Below are 14,914 nucleotides of genomic sequence, written 5' to 3' on the forward strand. Positions count from 1 at the left end.
TCGGCTTCAGCGCAGCCGGATGACCAACTTGCCGACGTGCTTGCCGTCGCGCAGCCGCTCGAACGCGGAGTTGGCCTGTGCGAAGTCGAACACGTCGTCGATGACCGGGACGAGGCCCGTGGTGGCCACGGCGCGGACGAGATCCTCCAGGTCGGCCCGGTCGCCTACGGTGATGCTGCGCGTCGTCGCGCCGCTGCCCTTCAGGAGGAAATAGTCGACGCCCGGGTTGTCTTGGCTGAGGAAGCCGATCAGCGTCACCTCCTTGTTCACGCCGACCGCCCGCAGTGACTGCTCGATGGTGGCCGGGCCGCCGACTTCGACGACGCGGTCGACGCCTCGACCTCCCGTCGCCTCGCGCACCTGGTCGCCCCAGTTCGGGTTGCTGCGGTAGTTGATGACCTCGTCGGCGCCCAGGGCCCGCAGCTTCTCCGCCTTCCGCGGGCTGGAGGTCGTCGCGATGACGCGGGCGCCGAACACCTTTGCCAGCTGCAGCGCGAAGATCGACACCCCGCCCGAACCGAGGGTCAGCACCGTCTGGCCCGCCCGGACCGGTGTGGGTCCACCCAGCGCATTCCACGCGGTGACCCCGGCGCACGGCAGGGTCGACGCCTGCTCGTCGGAGATCGCCGCGGGTATGCCGACGACCGCCTCCTGCGACACCACCTTGTATTCGGCGAGCCACCCGTCCTGCCCGCTGCCGTAGCTGTCGGAGTTCGCGGTGGCCGGCATCGGGCCGCCGAACCACCGGGGGTGGAAGGCGCTGACGACCCGGTCGCCCGGCCGGAAGGTTTGAACGCCCTCACCGACCTCGACGACTTCGGCCGCGGCGTCGCTGCACGGCACCAGACCCTTCCTGGCCTCGCGCACATAGCGGCCCAGCGGGATGGCGATGTCCCGGTAGTTCAGCGAGACGGCCTTGATGGCGAGCAGTAGCTCTCCACGCTGCGGTGACGGGACCGGCTCGTCGTGCAGTCGTAACCCGTCGAGCCCATCGTCGCCATCGAACCGGTAGACGTGCATGATCGAGATCCTTTCTGTCGGTGCGAATGCGGCAGAGGCTCTTACGCTGGTTCGGTCGATCGCGCGGGTACCTCGAGCACCCTCTCGATGGCGTTGGGTATGTTCTCGACGGCGTTGGGGCCGCCGAGGGCCAACCGCATGAGATAGCCGGGCAGCACGCACAACAACAGGTCGGCCAGGGCGGTCGGGTCGAGCCGGCCGTCGTCTTGGCGGTGCGCGCCGGCGCTCAGCTTGGCGAAGGCGGTGGCGATGGCGTTGCGCAGGTGCGCGGCCAGCGTCGGGTTGCGCAGGGCTTCCGACCAGACCAGCAGGGCGATCGCGGCGAATCCGTCCTCGCCATGGCGCAGGGTGACGAAGTCGATCGCGGCCGCAATGGCTGCCTGCGGGCTCGCGCCGTCGTCGATGGACCTGCCGATGACGGCGACGACCTGCTCGAGGTTGTCGGCGGCGATCGCCTCGATGACCGCGTCCTTGCTGGGGAAGTAGCGATACACCGCGCCGGAGGACATTCCCGCCTCCGCGACCAGGTCGTGCATCGAGGCGGCGTGAAATCCGTTGCGGATGAAGCAGCGCCGCGCGGCCGCCATGATGTGCGCGCGCCGTTGCGCGCGGTATTCGGGCGTGACTTTCGGCATGTGCGCCACCCTAGCATAAAAAACACGAACGTTCGCGTTTGACATCCGAACCGGGCGGGCGCATCATAAAAACGTGGACGTTCGTTCGCGGATCCGATCCCTCGACGTAGCGGAGGAGATGAACAAGAGATGACCGAAACCACCGACTTCGGCACCTTCGGCCGGTTCGTGGAAACGCCGGTCGACCAGATGAACCCCGACATGAAGCGGGCCTACGAGTTCACCCGCGGGTTGCGGGGGCTGGTGCCCGGCCCGCACAAGATCTGGCTGGCCAACCCGACCCTGTCGACCACCATCGTGCCGACCGGTGCCTATTTCCAGCAACACTCCACCCTGACCAAGGCCGAGATCGAAATCACCACCGTCCTGGTCACCGCGCAATGGCGCAGCGCGTATGCCACTTACGAGCACGAAATCATCGCCGAGCGCGACGGCCACCTCGACCCGCGGCGGGTCGAAGCGCTGATCGCGGGTTTGCCGGTGTCGTTCGACGACCCGCGAGAGCAGGTGGTCTACGAGTTGGCGTCCGCGTTGGTCACCGCGCGGGTGGTGCCGACGGGCCTCTACCGGCGCGCCCGGGACCTGCTGGGCGATGCGGGCATCGTCGACGTTGCGGTGCTGCTGGGCTGGTTCACCATGGTGTGCATGACGCTGGGCGCCTTCGACGTGCCCGCCAACGCCGAGGGGCTGGACCAGTGAACGGCCCCGCCCACGGCCCGGGCGGCCGCCTGGACTTGGCCGATCGGGCCGAGCTCGACGACCCCGCGCGGCAGTTGTTCGACGACATCACGGCCACCGCGGTGGCATGGGCCCGGCGCAGCGGATTCGCGGCGGCCACCGCCGACGGGCGCCTGATCGGGCCGTTCAATCCCAGCCTGCTCAACCCGGGGCTCTCGGCCGCCTTTCTGAACCTGCAGGCCGCCGAAGAGCAGTACACGTCCCTGGACGAGCGCACCCGGCAGGTGGTGATCCTCACCGTCGGTTCGGTGTGGCGGGCCCCCTACGAGCTCTACGCCCACTCCGCCGTCGCCAGGCGCGCGGGACTGCCGGAGTCGGTGATCGCCGAGCTGGTCGCCGGCGGGCAGCCCGCCGCACTCACCGACGACGAAAGGACCGCCCACCGCCTGGCCCGCGAACTGTCCACCGGACACGGCGTCGCCGACGCCTTGTATCACGAAGCGACGCAACGATTCGGCGCCGCAGGGGTTTTCGACATCGCCGTGCTGACCGGGATCTATCACACCGTCTGCGCGATTCTCAACGCCTTCGCGATTCCCGCGCCCGACCACCAATGACTATCGAGGACCAACGAGGACCAACGAGGACCATCATGTCTCTTCCGCCTTTGCCCACCGTGACTCTCACCCCCGTCGCCTACTTTCCGCAGAAGTACTTCCTGGAGAACCTCGCCGTGCGCGCCGACGGCTCGCTGCTGATCACCGCCGTCCTGCAGCGCGAACTGTGGTGGGTGCCGAAGCCCCGGCCGGGCGAGCTCGTCGACCCGGTCCTGCTGCACACCTTCGATCATCTGGTCACCGGGATCGTCGAGGTCGCACCCGAGGTATTTGTCGTGAACCTGACCCTGGCCTACACGACCGGTGAATCCTGCCTGGCGAGAGTCGATCTCACCGACTGGGCGCCCGGGCGGCCCGTGCGGCCCGAGATCATCTACACGTTCGACGAGCGGGCCCGCGGACTCAACGGTAGCTGCCTGCTCGCCCCCGGGGTGCTGGCGGTCGCCGACTGCTTCGCCGGGCTGATCTGGCGCGTCGACCTCGACGAGCACGCTCGGCATGCCTCCGCTCAGGTGTGGCTCGCCCACGACACGATGGCCTTCGACCCCGACAGCGGTGTGCCGCCGCCCCCGCAGCCCGGTGTCAACGGCGTGCGCTACGGCCCGCACACCGGCTACCTGTACTACACCTCGACCGCGCAAAAGGTGTTCATGCGCGTCGCGGTCGACCCGTCGACGCTAAATCCCGCTGGGCCTGCGGAATTCGTGGCCGCGGTCGACAACGCGGATGACTTCTGCCTCGACGAGCACGCGGGGTTCGCCTACGTCACCAGGCACCGCGCCAACACGATCGACCGGGTGCCGCTGCAGCCGCGGCACGGCAGCGAGGTCCGCCACATCGCCGGTGACCCGTTCGACGACGTTCTGGTGGGGCCGTCGAGTGCCGCCTGGGCGGACGGCGAAGGCGGGAGGGTCGCTTATGTCACCACCGACGGCGGCACCACCGCCCCTCCCGACGGAGTAGTGCGGCGCGCCGCCGTGTTGCGCGTCGAACTGGACGTCGAACCGGGCTCGGCCGCGGCCGCACCGGCGACCGGGGCGCCCGCGTGAGCCGGCACACCGTCACCACGGCGCAGGCGTCGATCGACACCCGCGTCGACGGGGACGGGCCCGCCGTCGTCATCATCCCGTCCTACGGACGTGGCGCCGGCAGCGACTTCGACACGGTGACCGCGAGGCTCGTCGCCGCAGGCTATCGGGTGCTGCGCCCAGAGCCGCGCGGCGTCGCGGGTTCCTGCGGCCCGATGAGCGGTGTCACCTTCGCCGACATGGCCGGCGATATCGCGCGGGTGATCGACGACCTGGCCGACGGGCCCGCGGTCATCCTCGGGCACGCGTTCGGCAACTTCGTCGGCCGCGCCACCGCCGTGCACCACCCCGACAAGGTGGCCGCGGTGATCCTGGCTGCCGCGTCCGGGAGAACCGTTGACCCGCAAGTCAATACAGCACCCCTGCGCGCCGGTGACCTTACGCTGCCGGACACCGACCGACTGGCCGCGCTGCGGCTGGCCTTCTTCGCGCCCGGCCACGACGCCACGATCTGGCTGACCGGCTGGTATCCGGAAACCCTGGCGATGCAAGTGGACTGCGTGCGCCGCACCGACGTCGCGCGCTACTGGGGCGCCGGAAACGCCCCGGTGTTCGAGATCATCGCGGCCCTCGACCCCTTTCACAAGCGCGACGAATGGGGGGACCTGCGTGCCCGCTACGGCGACCGCGTCACCACCACGGTGATCGACGACGCCGCCCACGCCCTGTTCCCCGAACAACCCGATGCCGTCGCCACCGCGATCCTCGACTACCTGCAGACCGGGGGCCACGGCCCCGGTCGCTGAGACTGTCAGACGCGCTCGGCGCGCATGTTCATGTCGATCGTGCCCTGACACGCGCCGCTCAATATCTCGGTGTGCATGGTGCCCGAGAGCGATCCGTCGGGTTGAGGTGTGTAGCGCACGTCGGCCCGGGCCGGATTCCACTGAATCGTGGTGTCGGGCATCATGCAGTCCCACTGAAAATCGCTGACCTGGGTCCACGACGACCCGTCCCAGGTGAACTGAATCGGTTGCTTGACCGTCGGGTTGCTCGGCGGCGGGCCGCCGACGATCGTGGCGGTACAGGTTCCGCCCGCACAGCTCGAGCGGAACGTGTAGGTGTCGGTGTGCTGCTCCTCGGGGTCGCCGGCGGCGATGCTCGTCCCGGATTTCGGGCCGACCATGAACGTGATCGCGTACTGGCCGTTCCACGACGGGGACTCCGCCGCGGCGGTCACCGGAAGCGACGGGACGATCGCCAGCGGCACGACGCACGAACCGACGACACTGCTCAGACGTTTCGGGGACACCGGCTTCTCCTGTGGGGCCGCACCCCAGACATTCTGGTCGGCCGCCCCTCGGCGAACAAGCGTCCGGCGGTTCCGGAGTGGTCAGCCGGCCATCCCGCCTTCGAGGTGATCCGTCGTCGCACCGTCGTCGCGTCGCCCGTGCGTTGCGCCGCCCCGGCGGCCGTTCCTGCGGTGCAGCTCACCTCGCGGATTATTGCGACGTCGGCCGGGGTAATAACTTCGGATCGACCGGAGTGGGGGCCGGGGTCGGGTGATGTCATGCCGGGCCAGGAGCGGGTGCGCTTCGGTTGGGGGGAACGTTGGAGTGGGAGGCTGAGCAACGCCGCGTCAGGGCGCAGGTAGAAGCGGGCCGGGAACGCCTGGCCCAACTTCGCCGCCGCCACGAGGATTTGGTTGCCCGATCGATCGGTGAGCAGCAATTGCAACGCGCCCGCGAGCACCTGCGCCAGGCGGCTCGGCGTGCGGTCGCGGCGCAGCTGGCGGCCGCTGACGAGCTCGAGCGATTCGCCGACCTGCACGACGCGGCCGCACGGGCTCACGAGGTCGCCGGGGCGGACTTCGTCGACGATCTGCTGCTCATTGCGCACGTGCACGTGGCCGAGATGCACCGCTCGGCCGCGCGCGCCAAACGCGCCCTGGCACGCGAATGCCGCGACCAGGCGCAGCAGTGCTCCTGGGAGCTCTGATCCCGGCGCCGGAAACGTCGAGACGCCATTGTGTTTTGACGTCGCCGCGGTCCGAGAACGAGGCAAACCTTCGCGCGCGTCGTTCAGGTCCGTGCCGCAGAACCCCGGGCGCTGCCACGGTCACGGCGCCGTATTCCGGCCAGCACGTCGTCGGCTGCGCGGAACCGGAGGTGGCGGACCCGCCCGGCCTCGACCGTGAAGTCGAAGGCGACCTTGACCTGTCCGCGGTGGATCCAGGCGGCGCCCGGGCGATCGCCGACGAAGACGGCAAAGGCAGCTGCCGCAGCGCCATTGAAGAACCTGGCCACCTCGTCGGCGCCTGCCAAGCGAGCCGGCGTGCCGAGCGCGATCGCGGCTTCATCGGCGGTGACCACCACGTCCGGAGCCAGCAATTGGAGCAGCCGTGAGAAGTCACCCTCGCGGGCCGCGGCCATGAAGGCGTCCACGATCTCCCAGTCGGCCAGGGCATCGTCACGCACCGGCGCGCGCACCTTGGCCCGAGCCCGAGAGGCCAGCTTGCGCGCCGCGACCGATGTCGTGTCGAGCATCGATGCGATCGACTCGAAGCCGACACCGAAGCTGTCGTGCAGAACAAAGGCCACGCGCTCGGCGGGCGTGAGCCGGTCGAGCACCACCTGCAGCGCGATGCCGACGGTGTCGGCCAGCACGACGTCGTCGGCGGGATCGGGTGCCCTCGCTTCGAGCTCTATCGACTCGGTCGGCACCGGGGCACGCGCCCGCAGCCGGTCGAGGCACAGCCGCGAGGTCGCCGTGGTGAGCCAGCCCGCCAGATTGCTGATCGGCTCCTCGGTGGCCTGAAGCCGCAACCAGGCCTGCTGCACGATGTCCTGTGCCGCGTCGGCATCTCCCAGGATGTGCGCGGCGATGCGCTGCAGGCGAGGACGCTCGGTCTCGAAGCCCTCGCCGAGCTGCTCGTCGCTCACCATCGCGGTCACACTTTCGTCGTCGGATGCGTCACCATCCTGACGCACCCGGATCGCCCGGTGTGACCGTAGGAGGATCCCCGTTGAAGACCATGACCTGCCAGGACCTAGGTGGCCCGTGCGACTTCGCACACCGCGGTGAGAGCGCCGACGAGATCATCAAGGCACAGGACCGGCACCTCAAAGAACTCGTCAAGACCGGCGATGACGCCCACGTCCCCGCCCGAGACGACATGAAGGGCCGCTGGCGCCACCCCATGAAGTCGATGAGCTGGTACAACGACGTCAAGAAGCGGTTCGCCGAGCTGCCGGAGACGTGAGGTTGAGGTTCCGGAAGGCGGCGTCGTGACCGCATCCGGCATCGTCGGAATTCATCAAGTCGGGTCGAAGGGAGCACACATGGCGTCCGAGAAGCACGCTGCCGACAGCGATGACCCGTCTGCTCTGATCGATCGCCGCATTGCCGAATTGGCCGACTGGCGAGGTGATCTGCTGGCTACCGTCCGCGAAGTGATCCTGACGACACTGCCCGACGTGGTGGAACAGTGGAAATGGCGTGGTGTGCCCACGTGGTATCAGGACGGGATCATCTGCACCGGGGAAACCTACCGGGACAAGGTCAAGATCACCTTTGCCAAGGGCGCCTCGCTGCCCGACCCGACCGGACTGTTCAACTCGAGCCTGGACGGCAACACACGGCGTGCCATCGACCTCATGGAAGGCGACACCCTGGACGTGAAGGCCTTCGCCGACCTCGTCCGCGCAGCCGCCGAACTCAACAGACAGTGACTCGGCGGGGGATGTACCGGGCGCCGGTGACCAGCAGCTGTCGATGCCGAGACACTCGCCGCGAAGGCGCGGGTCAAACCATCTTCGTTGGTCGCACGCGCGAACTCGCCTACGCGTCCCAGGACGTCCCTAGACGTCCTAGACGTCCCTAGACGTCGTAGTAGAGCGCGAACTCGTACGGGTGCGGCCGGATCTGCACCGGCAGGATCTCGTTCTCGCGCTTGAAGCTGATCCACGTCTCGATCAGGTCAGGCGTGAAAACGCCGCCCTCGGTGAGGTATTCGTGGTCCTCTTCCAGCCGGTCGATCACCGCGGACAGCTGGGTCGGCGCCTGCGGGATGTTGGCGGCCTCCTCGGGCGGCAGCTCGTAGAGGTCCTTGTCGACCGGGGCCTGCGGCTCGATCTTGTTCTTGATGCCGTCGAGGCCGGCCATCAGCATCGCCGAGAACGCCAGGTACGGGTTGCCCGACGAGTCGGGGCAGCGGAACTCCAGCCGCTTGGCCTTCGGGTTGGTGCCGGTGATCGGGATGCGGACACACGCCGAGCGGTTGCGCTGGCTGTAGACCAGGTTGATCGGCGCCTCGAAGCCGGGCACCAACCGCTTGTAGGAGTTGACCGTCGGGTTGGTGAAGGCCAGCAGCGACGGCGCGTGGTGCAGCAGGCCGCCGATGTAGTGCCGCGCGGTGTCCGACAGGCCGGCGTAGCCCGTCTCGTCGTACATGAGCGGGTTGCCGTCCTTCCACAGCGACTGGTGGGTGTGCATCCCGGAGCCGTTGTCGCCGAACAGCGGCTTGGGCATGAAGGTGACGGTCTTGCCGTTCTGCCACGCGGTGTTCTTGACGATGTACTTGTACAGCTGCATGTCGTCGGCCGCGTGCAGCAGCGTGTTGAACTTGTAGTTGATCTCGGCCTGTCCGCCGGTGCCCACCTCGTGGTGGCCCTTTTCCAGGCTGAAGCCGGCCTTGATCAGGTTCGCCAGCATCTCGGCGCGCAGGTCGACGTAATGGTCCACAGGCGCGACGGGGAAGTAGCCCCCCTTGGGGCGGACCTTGTAACCGCGGTTGGGGCTGCCGTCGAGCTCGTTGGGCGAGCCGGTGTTCCACCAACCGGAGATTGCGTCGATCTCGTAGAAGGAACCGTTGGTGCGCGAGTCGAAGCTGACCGAGTCGAAGATGTAGAACTCGGCCTCGGCGCCGAAGTAGGCGGTGTCGGCGACCCCGGTGCTCTTCAGGTAGTTCTCGGCCTTGCGGGCGATGTTGCGCGGGTCGCGCGAGTACGGCTCGAGGGTGAACGGATCGTGCACGAAGAAGTTGAGGTTGAGCGTCTTGTGTTCGGTGAACAGGTCGATCTGCGCCGTCGCGGGGTCGGGCAGGAGCAGCATGTCGGATTCGTGGATCGACTGGAAGCCGCGAATCGACGAACCGTCGAAGGCCAGCCCGTCGTCGAACACGCTCTGATCGAAGAACGAAACGGGAATTGTGAAGTGCTGCATGATGCCCGGCAAGTCACAGAACCGGACGTCGACAAACTCAACGTTCTCGTCCTTCACGAGTTTGAAGATGTCGTCGGGCGTCGTTTCCGTCACTGAATGCTCCTTTACTCGGTGAGATCCGCGGCCTGACGCTATGGAGCCCATGTTGCCCGCCAGTCAACGCGGTGTTGCGCGCACGTTACGTGACCACGCCGCCCGCAAGGGAACCCGGGTCGGTGTCGGGCTCTATTGTGGGGCCATGGACCGCAAGAGCGTAACCGCTCCGGTGCCCGGGCGTCGATGACGTCCGGTGCACGTTCGGCCTACCCCGGCGAGCGGCTCGGACTGCCGAAGAACGGGCCGGGATCGCTGGCCCCGATGGGCCGCCGGCTGGGCGCGCTGATGGTCGACTGGCTGATCGCCTACGGGCTGGCCGGGCTTGCAATGCGATTCGGGCTGTTCTCCCAGGCGATGCTGGCGACGGCGGTGCTGGCGATCTGGTTTCTGCTCGGCGTGATAGCCGTGCGGCTGTTCGGGTTCACGCCCGGACAGCTGGTGCTGGGTCTGCGGGTGGTGACGCTGGACGGGCGCGGCGCCGTCGGGGTGGTGCGGGCGGCCGTGCGCGGGGTGCTCGTCGGGATGGTCGTGCCGGCGCTGTTCACCGACTTCGACGGCCGCGGCATGCACGATCGCGTGACGGCGACCGCGGTGGTCCGGCGCTGAGCGCCTCAGCTGACTATCGTCGGCGCACCGTGCGCTGCACGCCCCGCATCTTGCCGGCGTTCGGCAGCGGCCCCTTGGGCATCATGGCGGCACCGGCGCGCGACCCCAGGGCGGCCAGCCGCGACTCCAGCGAGTCCAGCTGCTTGGCGGTGATGTTGCTCGGCAGCCGGGTGAGGTGGCGCTCCAGCTTGGCCAGCGGCACCTCGCCCTCGCCGTTGCCGACGACGATGTCGTAGATCGGCACCTCGCCGACCAGGCGCGCGGTGCGCTTCTTCTCCTGCGCCAGTAGCGGTTTGACGCGCGTCGCCGCTCCCTCGCCGACCAGGATCACCCCCGGCCGGCCCAGCACGCGGTGCACCGCGTCGAAGTGACCGGTCGCCGCGACACCGGGAGTGACCCGCCACTTGCCGCGCAGGTTGTCCAGCACCCACGCGGCGGCGCCCGTCTGGCCCTCAGCCTTGCCGTAGATCGACTTCTGGGCGCGGCGGCTGAAGATGATGAAGGTGACCAGGCCGCCCAGCAGCACGCCGAGCGGGATCAGCGTGATCATGGTCAGCCCGCCGGCCCACACGCCGACGGCCACCGCCGCCGCGACGATGAGCACGAAGGCGCCGATCATGTAGGGCAGCAGCCGCTTGTCCTCTTTGCGCTGGATGTTGAACGCCTGCCACAACTGGGCGCGGCGTTCCCGCGCCGCGGCCTTGCGGGCGGCCTGCGCCTCTGCCTTGGCGGCCTTGTTCTCGGCGGCGTTGCGGGGTTTAGCCATAGTCATCAAGGATACGGACGGCCGGGCTGATGCGGCCCGTCACCTAGGCCGTCGACGCGCGGCGCCCGGCAGCCTGCTCGTAGAGCCGTCCCGCCCGGTACGACGACCGCACCAGCGGACCGGCCAGCACGCCCGCGAAGCCGAGTTCCTCGGCGTGCCGTGCGAACCCGACGAACTCCTCGGGCCTCACCCAGCGCTCGACCGGGTGGTGGCGGGCCGACGGACGCAGGTACTGCGTGATGGTCACGATGTCGCAGCCGGCGTCGCGCAGGTCGGCCAGCGCGGTGCGCACCTCGTCGGGGGTCTCGCCCAGGCCGAGGATCAGGTTGCTCTTGGTGACCAGGCCGGCGTCGCGTGCCGCGGTGAGCACCCCGAGGCTGCGGTCGTAGCCGAAGGCCGGCCGGATGCGCTTGAACACGCGGGGAACGGTCTCGACGTTGTGGGCCAGCACCTCCGGTCGCGAGCCGAAGACCTCGGCGAGGCGGCCGGGCTCGCCGTTGAAGTCGGGGACCAGCAGTTCGACGCCGGTCGACGGGTTGAGTTCCTTGATGGCGCGCACCGTCTCGGCGTACAGCCATGCCCCGCCGTCGGGCAGGTCGTCGCGGGCGACGCCGGTGACGGTGGCGTAGCGCAGTCCCATGGTCCGCACGCTGTCGGCGACCCGCCGGGGCTCGTCGCGGTCGAGGGCGGCGGGCTTCCCGGTGTCGATCTGACAGAAGTCGCAGCGGCGGGTGCACTGGTCGCCGCCGATGAGGAAGGTGGCCTCGCGGTCCTCCCAGCATTCGAAGATGTTGGGGCAGCCGGCTTCTTCGCACACCGTGTGCAGGCCCTCCCGGCGGACCAGCCCTTTCAGCTGCGTGTACTCCGGGCCCATCCGCGCCCGCACTTTGATCCACGGCGGCTTGCGCTCGACGGGCGTTTGCGCGTTGCGCACCTCGAGGCGCAGCAACTTGCGTCCTTCGGGTGCGGCGGTCACATCGCCGATGCTACGCGGGCCTGCGGGGCCGGGCCGGGCACGTGCTCGCGGACCGGCAGCACGCCGTCGAGGGCGTCACAGACCGCGACGGCGACCGCCTCCCGAACCTCGGCGACGGCCACGACGCGCCGCAACTCGGCGGACAGCGACGTCACCCCGGCGTCGCTGATGCCGCACGGCACGATGGCGCCGAACGCGGCGAGGTCGCACTCGCAGTTCAGGGCGAAGCCGTGCAGCGTGGTCGCCCGCGACACCCGCACCCCGATGGCCCCGATCTTGCGGTCGGGCCGGCCGGCGCCTGCGGGCACCCACACCCCGGAGCGGCCGTCGATGCGCACCGTGTCCAGGCCCAGCGTGCCGCAGACCGTGATCAGGGCCTCCTCGAGGCGGCGAACGTAGTTGACCACGTCGAGCGGTTCGGCCAGCCCGACGATCGGATACCCGACCAGCTGGCCCGGCCCGTGCCACGTGATCTTGCCGCCGCGGTCGGTGTCGACCACGGGCGTGCCGTCAACCGGTCGTTCGTGCGGTTCGGTGCGCCGCCCCGCGGTGTAGACCGCCGGGTGTTCCAGCAACAGGAGGGTGTCGGCGCCACCCGCGACCCTGGCGTCGGCCAGGTCCCGCTGCACCTGCCAGGCGGTGCAGTAGTCGACCGACCCCAGCTGGCGGACGTCGATCGGCCCGCGGTCGGCGCGAATGGAGCTCACCACCGCGAGGTTACTCAGGTGATCGCCGTCACCGCTTCCCGCGTCGGGATCGGTCCTCTTGTCACCCCGGAAACACCTTCACCACCGCGCGGTGACGTCGGCGAGCTCCTGGATCGGCGTGACCGTCGCCCAGCGCTCGACGATCTTGCCGTCGGCCACCCGCCACAGCACGAAGCCGCGGAACCCCACCCGCTTCCCGGTCCGCGCGTCGGTGCCGGTCCAGACGTTGCGCACCATCACCTTGTCGCCCTCGGCGAGCGACTCGAGGACCTCGACATGCAGGTCGGGGATCGACGCGTGCAGGGCCGCCATCATCGTGCGGTCACCCTCGCGATCGGTCGGCTTTCCGCCCGGGCCGTCGTGGTCGTAGAAGTCGGCCGACATGTTGCGGTCGATCGCGCCCAGGTCCTTGTTGTTCACGAACTCGTTGAAGTGGTCGATCACCAGGCGGCGGTTGGTTTCGGGTTCGCAAGCCCCGGCCGGAGAAGACACGTCAGGCCCGCTTCATGTGACGGATCATTCGCCGGCCGTGCCGCGAAGCAGGGCGAAGGCGAAATCAGTACCCAACCCGCGCCGCAGCGCAAGGTGAATCCAGAGCAGGCCGTAGGGCTCAAGCAGCCTGGCGACGGTCAGGTCGCCGGCGTCGACCGTTTCGAAGCCCAGCTCCGCGACCAGCGGAGTCGCAACCTCCTTGGCGCCGTCGTCACCACAGAGAAACATCACCGGTGTGCCCGGCAACCGGGGATGATTCATCATCGGTGAGCCAATCTGGTTCATGGCCTTGCACACCGGGGCGCCGGGCGCCCACTGGGCAATCTGCTCGGCGGCGGAGGTGGTGTGCCCGACCGTCAGCGCGGTCAGGTCGGGAGTGAGGGGATTGGTGCAATCCATCAGTACGGTGCCGGACAGGTCGCCGCACTCGTGAAGGGCATCCCGGGTGGTGTCCCACGGCGTGCACAACACCACGATGTCGCTGCCGCCGACGGCGGCGGCGCTGGTGGACGCCGGCGCGCCGAGGTCGCCGTACTTGGGATTGTCGGGATTGCGCACGCCGTAGGTGACAGCGTGCCCGCCACTCCATGCACCGCCCAGCGCCCGCCCGACGTTGCCGGCGCCGATGATCGCGATCTTGATTGTCGGCTCCCTTGCGATGGTCTCCACCCGGCGGGATACTGCGCTCGCAGGCCGCGTCCCGTCTCACCTGAGCGTATTGCCGGGTGCAGACGCCGACAAGAACGCACCTTGAGGTGAGGTACTGACCGGGAGGTTAATGTGGACAACGAATCCGGCTGTCCGGTGGAAGCCACGCTCGCGGTGATCGGCGGCAAGTGGAAAGCCGTGCTGATCTTTCACATGATGAGCGGCGGCACCCATCGATTCGCCGAACTCCGGCGCAAGACAACGGGAATCAGCGACCGCGTGCTGTCTCGGCAGCTGCGCGAGCTGGAAGCCGACGGCATCGTGGGTCGTGAGGTGTTTCCGGAAGTGCCTGCGCGCGTTGAGTATTCGCTGACCGAATACGGTAAGTCACTGGGGCCGGTCACCAAGGCCATGTGCGAGTGGGGGAAGCGGCACATGGCGGCCGGCGCCGCCTGACGCTCGCGGCAGCGTGCCGATCTAGTCGTGGTCGCGGCGCGCGGTCGCATAGCCCAGCGCCTCGCCGATGGTGTTGTGGTGGAACTCGAAGCCTGCGCGCTCGAGCGCCGACGGGATGGCCCGTTGCCCGATGAGCAGGCCCTCGTCGGCGAACTCGCCGAGTGCCGCGCGGATCGCGAAGCCGGGCAGCATCCACGGGGTGGGGCGGTTGACCGCCCGGCCGAACGCGGTGGTGAATTCGGCGTTGGTGACGGGCGCGGGCCCGGTCATGTTCACCGGCCCGGTCAGCGACGGGTTGTCGATCGCAAACAGCAGCGCCCGCACCTCGTCCTCGAGGCTGATCCACGACATGTACTGGCGGCCGTTGCCCAGCCGCGCGCCCAGCCCCGCCCAGAACAGCGGCCGCAGCCGGCTCAGCATGCCGCCCGCGGGCGACAGCACCAGGCCGGTGCGCGCCAGCACCACCCGGGCGCCGGCGTACTGGGCGGGCAGCGTCGCCGCCTCCCAGTCCTCGCACAGCTGGGCCAGGAAACCGTCTCCGGCACGGTCGGTTTCGTCGACCACCCGGTGCCGGGTGTTGCCGTAGTAGCCCACGGCGCTGGCGTTGACCAGGGTCGAGACGCCCGCTTCGGCGACGGCGTTGGCCAGCACCTCGGTGGGAGTGATGCGGCTGTCCCGCAGGCTCTGTTTGAAGGCGCCCGACCACCGTCGCTGGCCGACGTTGACGCCGCAGAGGTTGACGACGGCGTCGACGTCCAGCAGGGCGTCGGTGTCGAACTCGCCGCTCTCGGGATTCCAGTGCAACTCGTCGGAGTTCGCCGGTGCCCGGCGCACGATGCGCAGCACCCGGTGGTCGGCGGCGCGCAGCGCGGCGGCCAGCGCGGAGCCGATCAGGCCGGAAGAACCCGCTATCGCGATGACGGCTTTATGACCAGCTCGAGCCACAGTTGTCGAAGCCCCTCTACA

The 14,914-nt window shown here is 68.9% G+C and carries 20 protein-coding genes; 9 read left to right on the forward strand and 11 right to left on the reverse strand.

Features of this window, described 5'->3' with window-relative positions; genetic code table 11:
• Window positions 1-6 precede the first annotated feature (6 nt).
• On the reverse strand, window positions 7-1,020 hold the full coding sequence (locus G6N48_RS04175; RefSeq protein WP_085271345.1) for a zinc-dependent alcohol dehydrogenase family protein: 1,014 nt from the start codon (window positions 1,018-1,020) through the stop codon (window positions 7-9).
• Window positions 1,021-1,061: 41 nt separating this feature from the next.
• Window positions 1,062-1,655 (reverse strand): TetR/AcrR family transcriptional regulator, encoded by a 594-nt coding sequence (locus G6N48_RS04180; RefSeq protein ID WP_085271346.1) that lies wholly within the window; start codon window positions 1,653-1,655, stop codon window positions 1,062-1,064.
• Window positions 1,656-1,784: 129 nt separating this feature from the next.
• On the opposite strand from G6N48_RS04180, the gene G6N48_RS04185 reads away from it, so the two are divergent.
• The 4 genes from G6N48_RS04185 to G6N48_RS04200 are packed head-to-tail and all read left to right on the forward strand — an operon-like array spanning window position 1,785 to window position 4,784.
• Window positions 1,785-2,354 carry a carboxymuconolactone decarboxylase family protein gene (locus tag G6N48_RS04185; RefSeq protein ID WP_085271347.1) on the forward strand — a complete coding sequence of 190 codons (570 nt, stop codon included), beginning with the start codon at window positions 1,785-1,787 and terminating at the stop codon, window positions 2,352-2,354.
• Window positions 2,351-2,950 (forward strand): carboxymuconolactone decarboxylase family protein, encoded by a 600-nt coding sequence (locus G6N48_RS04190; protein WP_085271348.1) that lies wholly within the window; start codon window positions 2,351-2,353, stop codon window positions 2,948-2,950. The genes G6N48_RS04185 and G6N48_RS04190 overlap by 4 nt, the downstream gene beginning before the upstream one ends.
• 35 nt (window positions 2,951-2,985) lie before the next feature.
• Window positions 2,986-3,999: an SMP-30/gluconolactonase/LRE family protein gene (locus G6N48_RS04195; protein WP_085271349.1), complete on the forward strand. Its 1,014-nt coding sequence runs from the start codon at window positions 2,986-2,988 to the stop codon at window positions 3,997-3,999.
• Window positions 3,996-4,784: an alpha/beta fold hydrolase gene (locus G6N48_RS04200; protein ID WP_161494251.1), complete on the forward strand. Its 789-nt coding sequence runs from the start codon at window positions 3,996-3,998 to the stop codon at window positions 4,782-4,784. Before G6N48_RS04195 ends, G6N48_RS04200 begins: the two co-directional genes overlap by 4 nt.
• Window positions 4,785-4,789: 5 nt before the next feature.
• Here G6N48_RS04200 and G6N48_RS04205 read toward each other — a convergent pair whose 3' ends face one another.
• Entirely contained in the window at window positions 4,790-5,290 is a 501-nt protein-coding gene (locus G6N48_RS04205; protein ID WP_085271351.1) for an Rv2253 family sensor-like surface protein, read from the reverse strand.
• Window positions 5,291-5,577: 287 nt separating this feature from the next.
• Here G6N48_RS04205 and G6N48_RS04210 point away from each other — a divergent pair, with 287 nt between their 5' ends.
• Window positions 5,578-5,976 (forward strand): hypothetical protein, encoded by a 399-nt coding sequence (locus G6N48_RS04210; protein ID WP_139825980.1) that lies wholly within the window; start codon window positions 5,578-5,580, stop codon window positions 5,974-5,976.
• Window positions 5,977-6,059: 83 nt separating this feature from the next.
• Here the strand turns inward: G6N48_RS04210 and G6N48_RS04215 are convergent, their stop codons facing one another.
• On the reverse strand, window positions 6,060-6,968 hold the full coding sequence (locus tag G6N48_RS04215) for a sigma-70 family RNA polymerase sigma factor (RefSeq protein ID WP_232066533.1): 909 nt from the start codon (window positions 6,966-6,968) through the stop codon (window positions 6,060-6,062).
• Window positions 6,969-7,012: 44 nt separating this feature from the next.
• Between G6N48_RS04215 and G6N48_RS04220 the strand changes: the two genes are divergently transcribed.
• Together G6N48_RS04220 and G6N48_RS04225 are read left to right on the forward strand one after the other, a co-directional pair.
• Window positions 7,013-7,240, forward strand: a complete 228-nt coding sequence (locus tag G6N48_RS04220) for a hypothetical protein (protein WP_232066748.1) — start codon at window positions 7,013-7,015, stop codon at window positions 7,238-7,240.
• A 79-nt stretch (window positions 7,241-7,319) separates the two neighbouring features.
• Window positions 7,320-7,709, forward strand: a complete 390-nt coding sequence (locus G6N48_RS04225; protein ID WP_085271354.1) for a DUF1801 domain-containing protein — start codon at window positions 7,320-7,322, stop codon at window positions 7,707-7,709.
• A gap of 148 nt (window positions 7,710-7,857) precedes the next feature.
• Here the strand turns inward: G6N48_RS04225 and glnA are convergent, their stop codons facing one another.
• Window positions 7,858-9,294 carry a type I glutamate--ammonia ligase gene (gene glnA, locus G6N48_RS04230; RefSeq protein WP_085271355.1) on the reverse strand — a complete coding sequence of 479 codons (1,437 nt, stop codon included), beginning with the start codon at window positions 9,292-9,294 and terminating at the stop codon, window positions 7,858-7,860.
• A 186-nt stretch (window positions 9,295-9,480) separates the two neighbouring features.
• Between glnA and G6N48_RS04235 the strand changes: the two genes are divergently transcribed.
• Complete coding sequence (locus tag G6N48_RS04235) at window positions 9,481-9,903, forward strand: RDD family protein (RefSeq protein ID WP_085271356.1); 423 nt, start codon at window positions 9,481-9,483, stop codon at window positions 9,901-9,903.
• A 13-nt stretch (window positions 9,904-9,916) separates the two neighbouring features.
• Here the strand turns inward: G6N48_RS04235 and G6N48_RS04240 are convergent, their stop codons facing one another.
• From G6N48_RS04240 to G6N48_RS04260, 5 genes are all read right to left on the reverse strand, one after another.
• Window positions 9,917-10,669: a DUF4191 domain-containing protein gene (locus G6N48_RS04240; protein ID WP_085271357.1), complete on the reverse strand. Its 753-nt coding sequence runs from the start codon at window positions 10,667-10,669 to the stop codon at window positions 9,917-9,919.
• 43 nt (window positions 10,670-10,712) lie between these two features.
• Window positions 10,713-11,645: a lipoyl synthase gene (lipA, locus tag G6N48_RS04245; protein WP_085271358.1), complete on the reverse strand. Its 933-nt coding sequence runs from the start codon at window positions 11,643-11,645 to the stop codon at window positions 10,713-10,715.
• Window positions 11,642-12,355, reverse strand: a complete 714-nt coding sequence (lipB, locus tag G6N48_RS04250) for a lipoyl(octanoyl) transferase LipB (protein WP_085271359.1) — start codon at window positions 12,353-12,355, stop codon at window positions 11,642-11,644. The genes lipA and lipB overlap by 4 nt, the downstream gene beginning before the upstream one ends.
• 75 nt (window positions 12,356-12,430) lie before the next feature.
• Window positions 12,431-12,844: an ester cyclase gene (locus tag G6N48_RS04255; protein WP_085271360.1), complete on the reverse strand. Its 414-nt coding sequence runs from the start codon at window positions 12,842-12,844 to the stop codon at window positions 12,431-12,433.
• Window positions 12,845-12,868: 24 nt separating this feature from the next.
• Entirely contained in the window at window positions 12,869-13,513 is a 645-nt protein-coding gene (locus G6N48_RS04260; protein ID WP_232066534.1) for an NADPH-dependent F420 reductase, read from the reverse strand.
• Window positions 13,514-13,624: 111 nt separating this feature from the next.
• Here G6N48_RS04260 and G6N48_RS04265 point away from each other — a divergent pair, with 111 nt between their 5' ends.
• Window positions 13,625-13,948, forward strand: coding sequence for a winged helix-turn-helix transcriptional regulator (locus tag G6N48_RS04265; protein WP_085271361.1), 324 nt, complete (start codon window positions 13,625-13,627; stop codon window positions 13,946-13,948).
• 21 nt (window positions 13,949-13,969) lie between these two features.
• Here the strand turns inward: G6N48_RS04265 and G6N48_RS04270 are convergent, their stop codons facing one another.
• A complete protein-coding gene (locus G6N48_RS04270; RefSeq protein ID WP_085271362.1) occupies window positions 13,970-14,893 on the reverse strand; it encodes a TIGR01777 family oxidoreductase in 924 nt (307 codons plus the stop codon).
• Between the last annotated feature and the right edge of the window lie 21 nt (window positions 14,894-14,914).

Source organism: Mycobacterium parmense, assembly GCF_010730575.1.
GTDB classification, from domain to species: domain Bacteria; phylum Actinomycetota; class Actinomycetes; order Mycobacteriales; family Mycobacteriaceae; genus Mycobacterium; species Mycobacterium parmense.

Bases quoted from the DNA above. Each gene is read 5' to 3' on its own strand.
- G6N48_RS04175 (WP_085271345.1), bottom strand. From the start codon at position 1,020: ATGCACGTCTACCGGTTCGATGGCGACGATGGGCTCGACGGGTTACGA.
- G6N48_RS04180 (WP_085271346.1), bottom strand. From the start codon at position 1,655: ATGCCGAAAGTCACGCCCGAATACCGCGCGCAACGGCGCGCGCACATC.
- G6N48_RS04185 (WP_085271347.1), top strand. From the start codon at position 1,785: ATGACCGAAACCACCGACTTCGGCACCTTCGGCCGGTTCGTGGAAACG.
- G6N48_RS04195 (WP_085271349.1), top strand. From the start codon at position 2,986: ATGTCTCTTCCGCCTTTGCCCACCGTGACTCTCACCCCCGTCGCCTAC.
- G6N48_RS04220 (WP_232066748.1), top strand. From the start codon at position 7,013: ATGACCTGCCAGGACCTAGGTGGCCCGTGCGACTTCGCACACCGCGGT.
- G6N48_RS04225 (WP_085271354.1), top strand. From the start codon at position 7,320: ATGGCGTCCGAGAAGCACGCTGCCGACAGCGATGACCCGTCTGCTCTG.
- G6N48_RS04235 (WP_085271356.1), top strand. From the start codon at position 9,481: ATGACGTCCGGTGCACGTTCGGCCTACCCCGGCGAGCGGCTCGGACTG.
- G6N48_RS04240 (WP_085271357.1), bottom strand. From the start codon at position 10,669: ATGGCTAAACCCCGCAACGCCGCCGAGAACAAGGCCGCCAAGGCAGAG.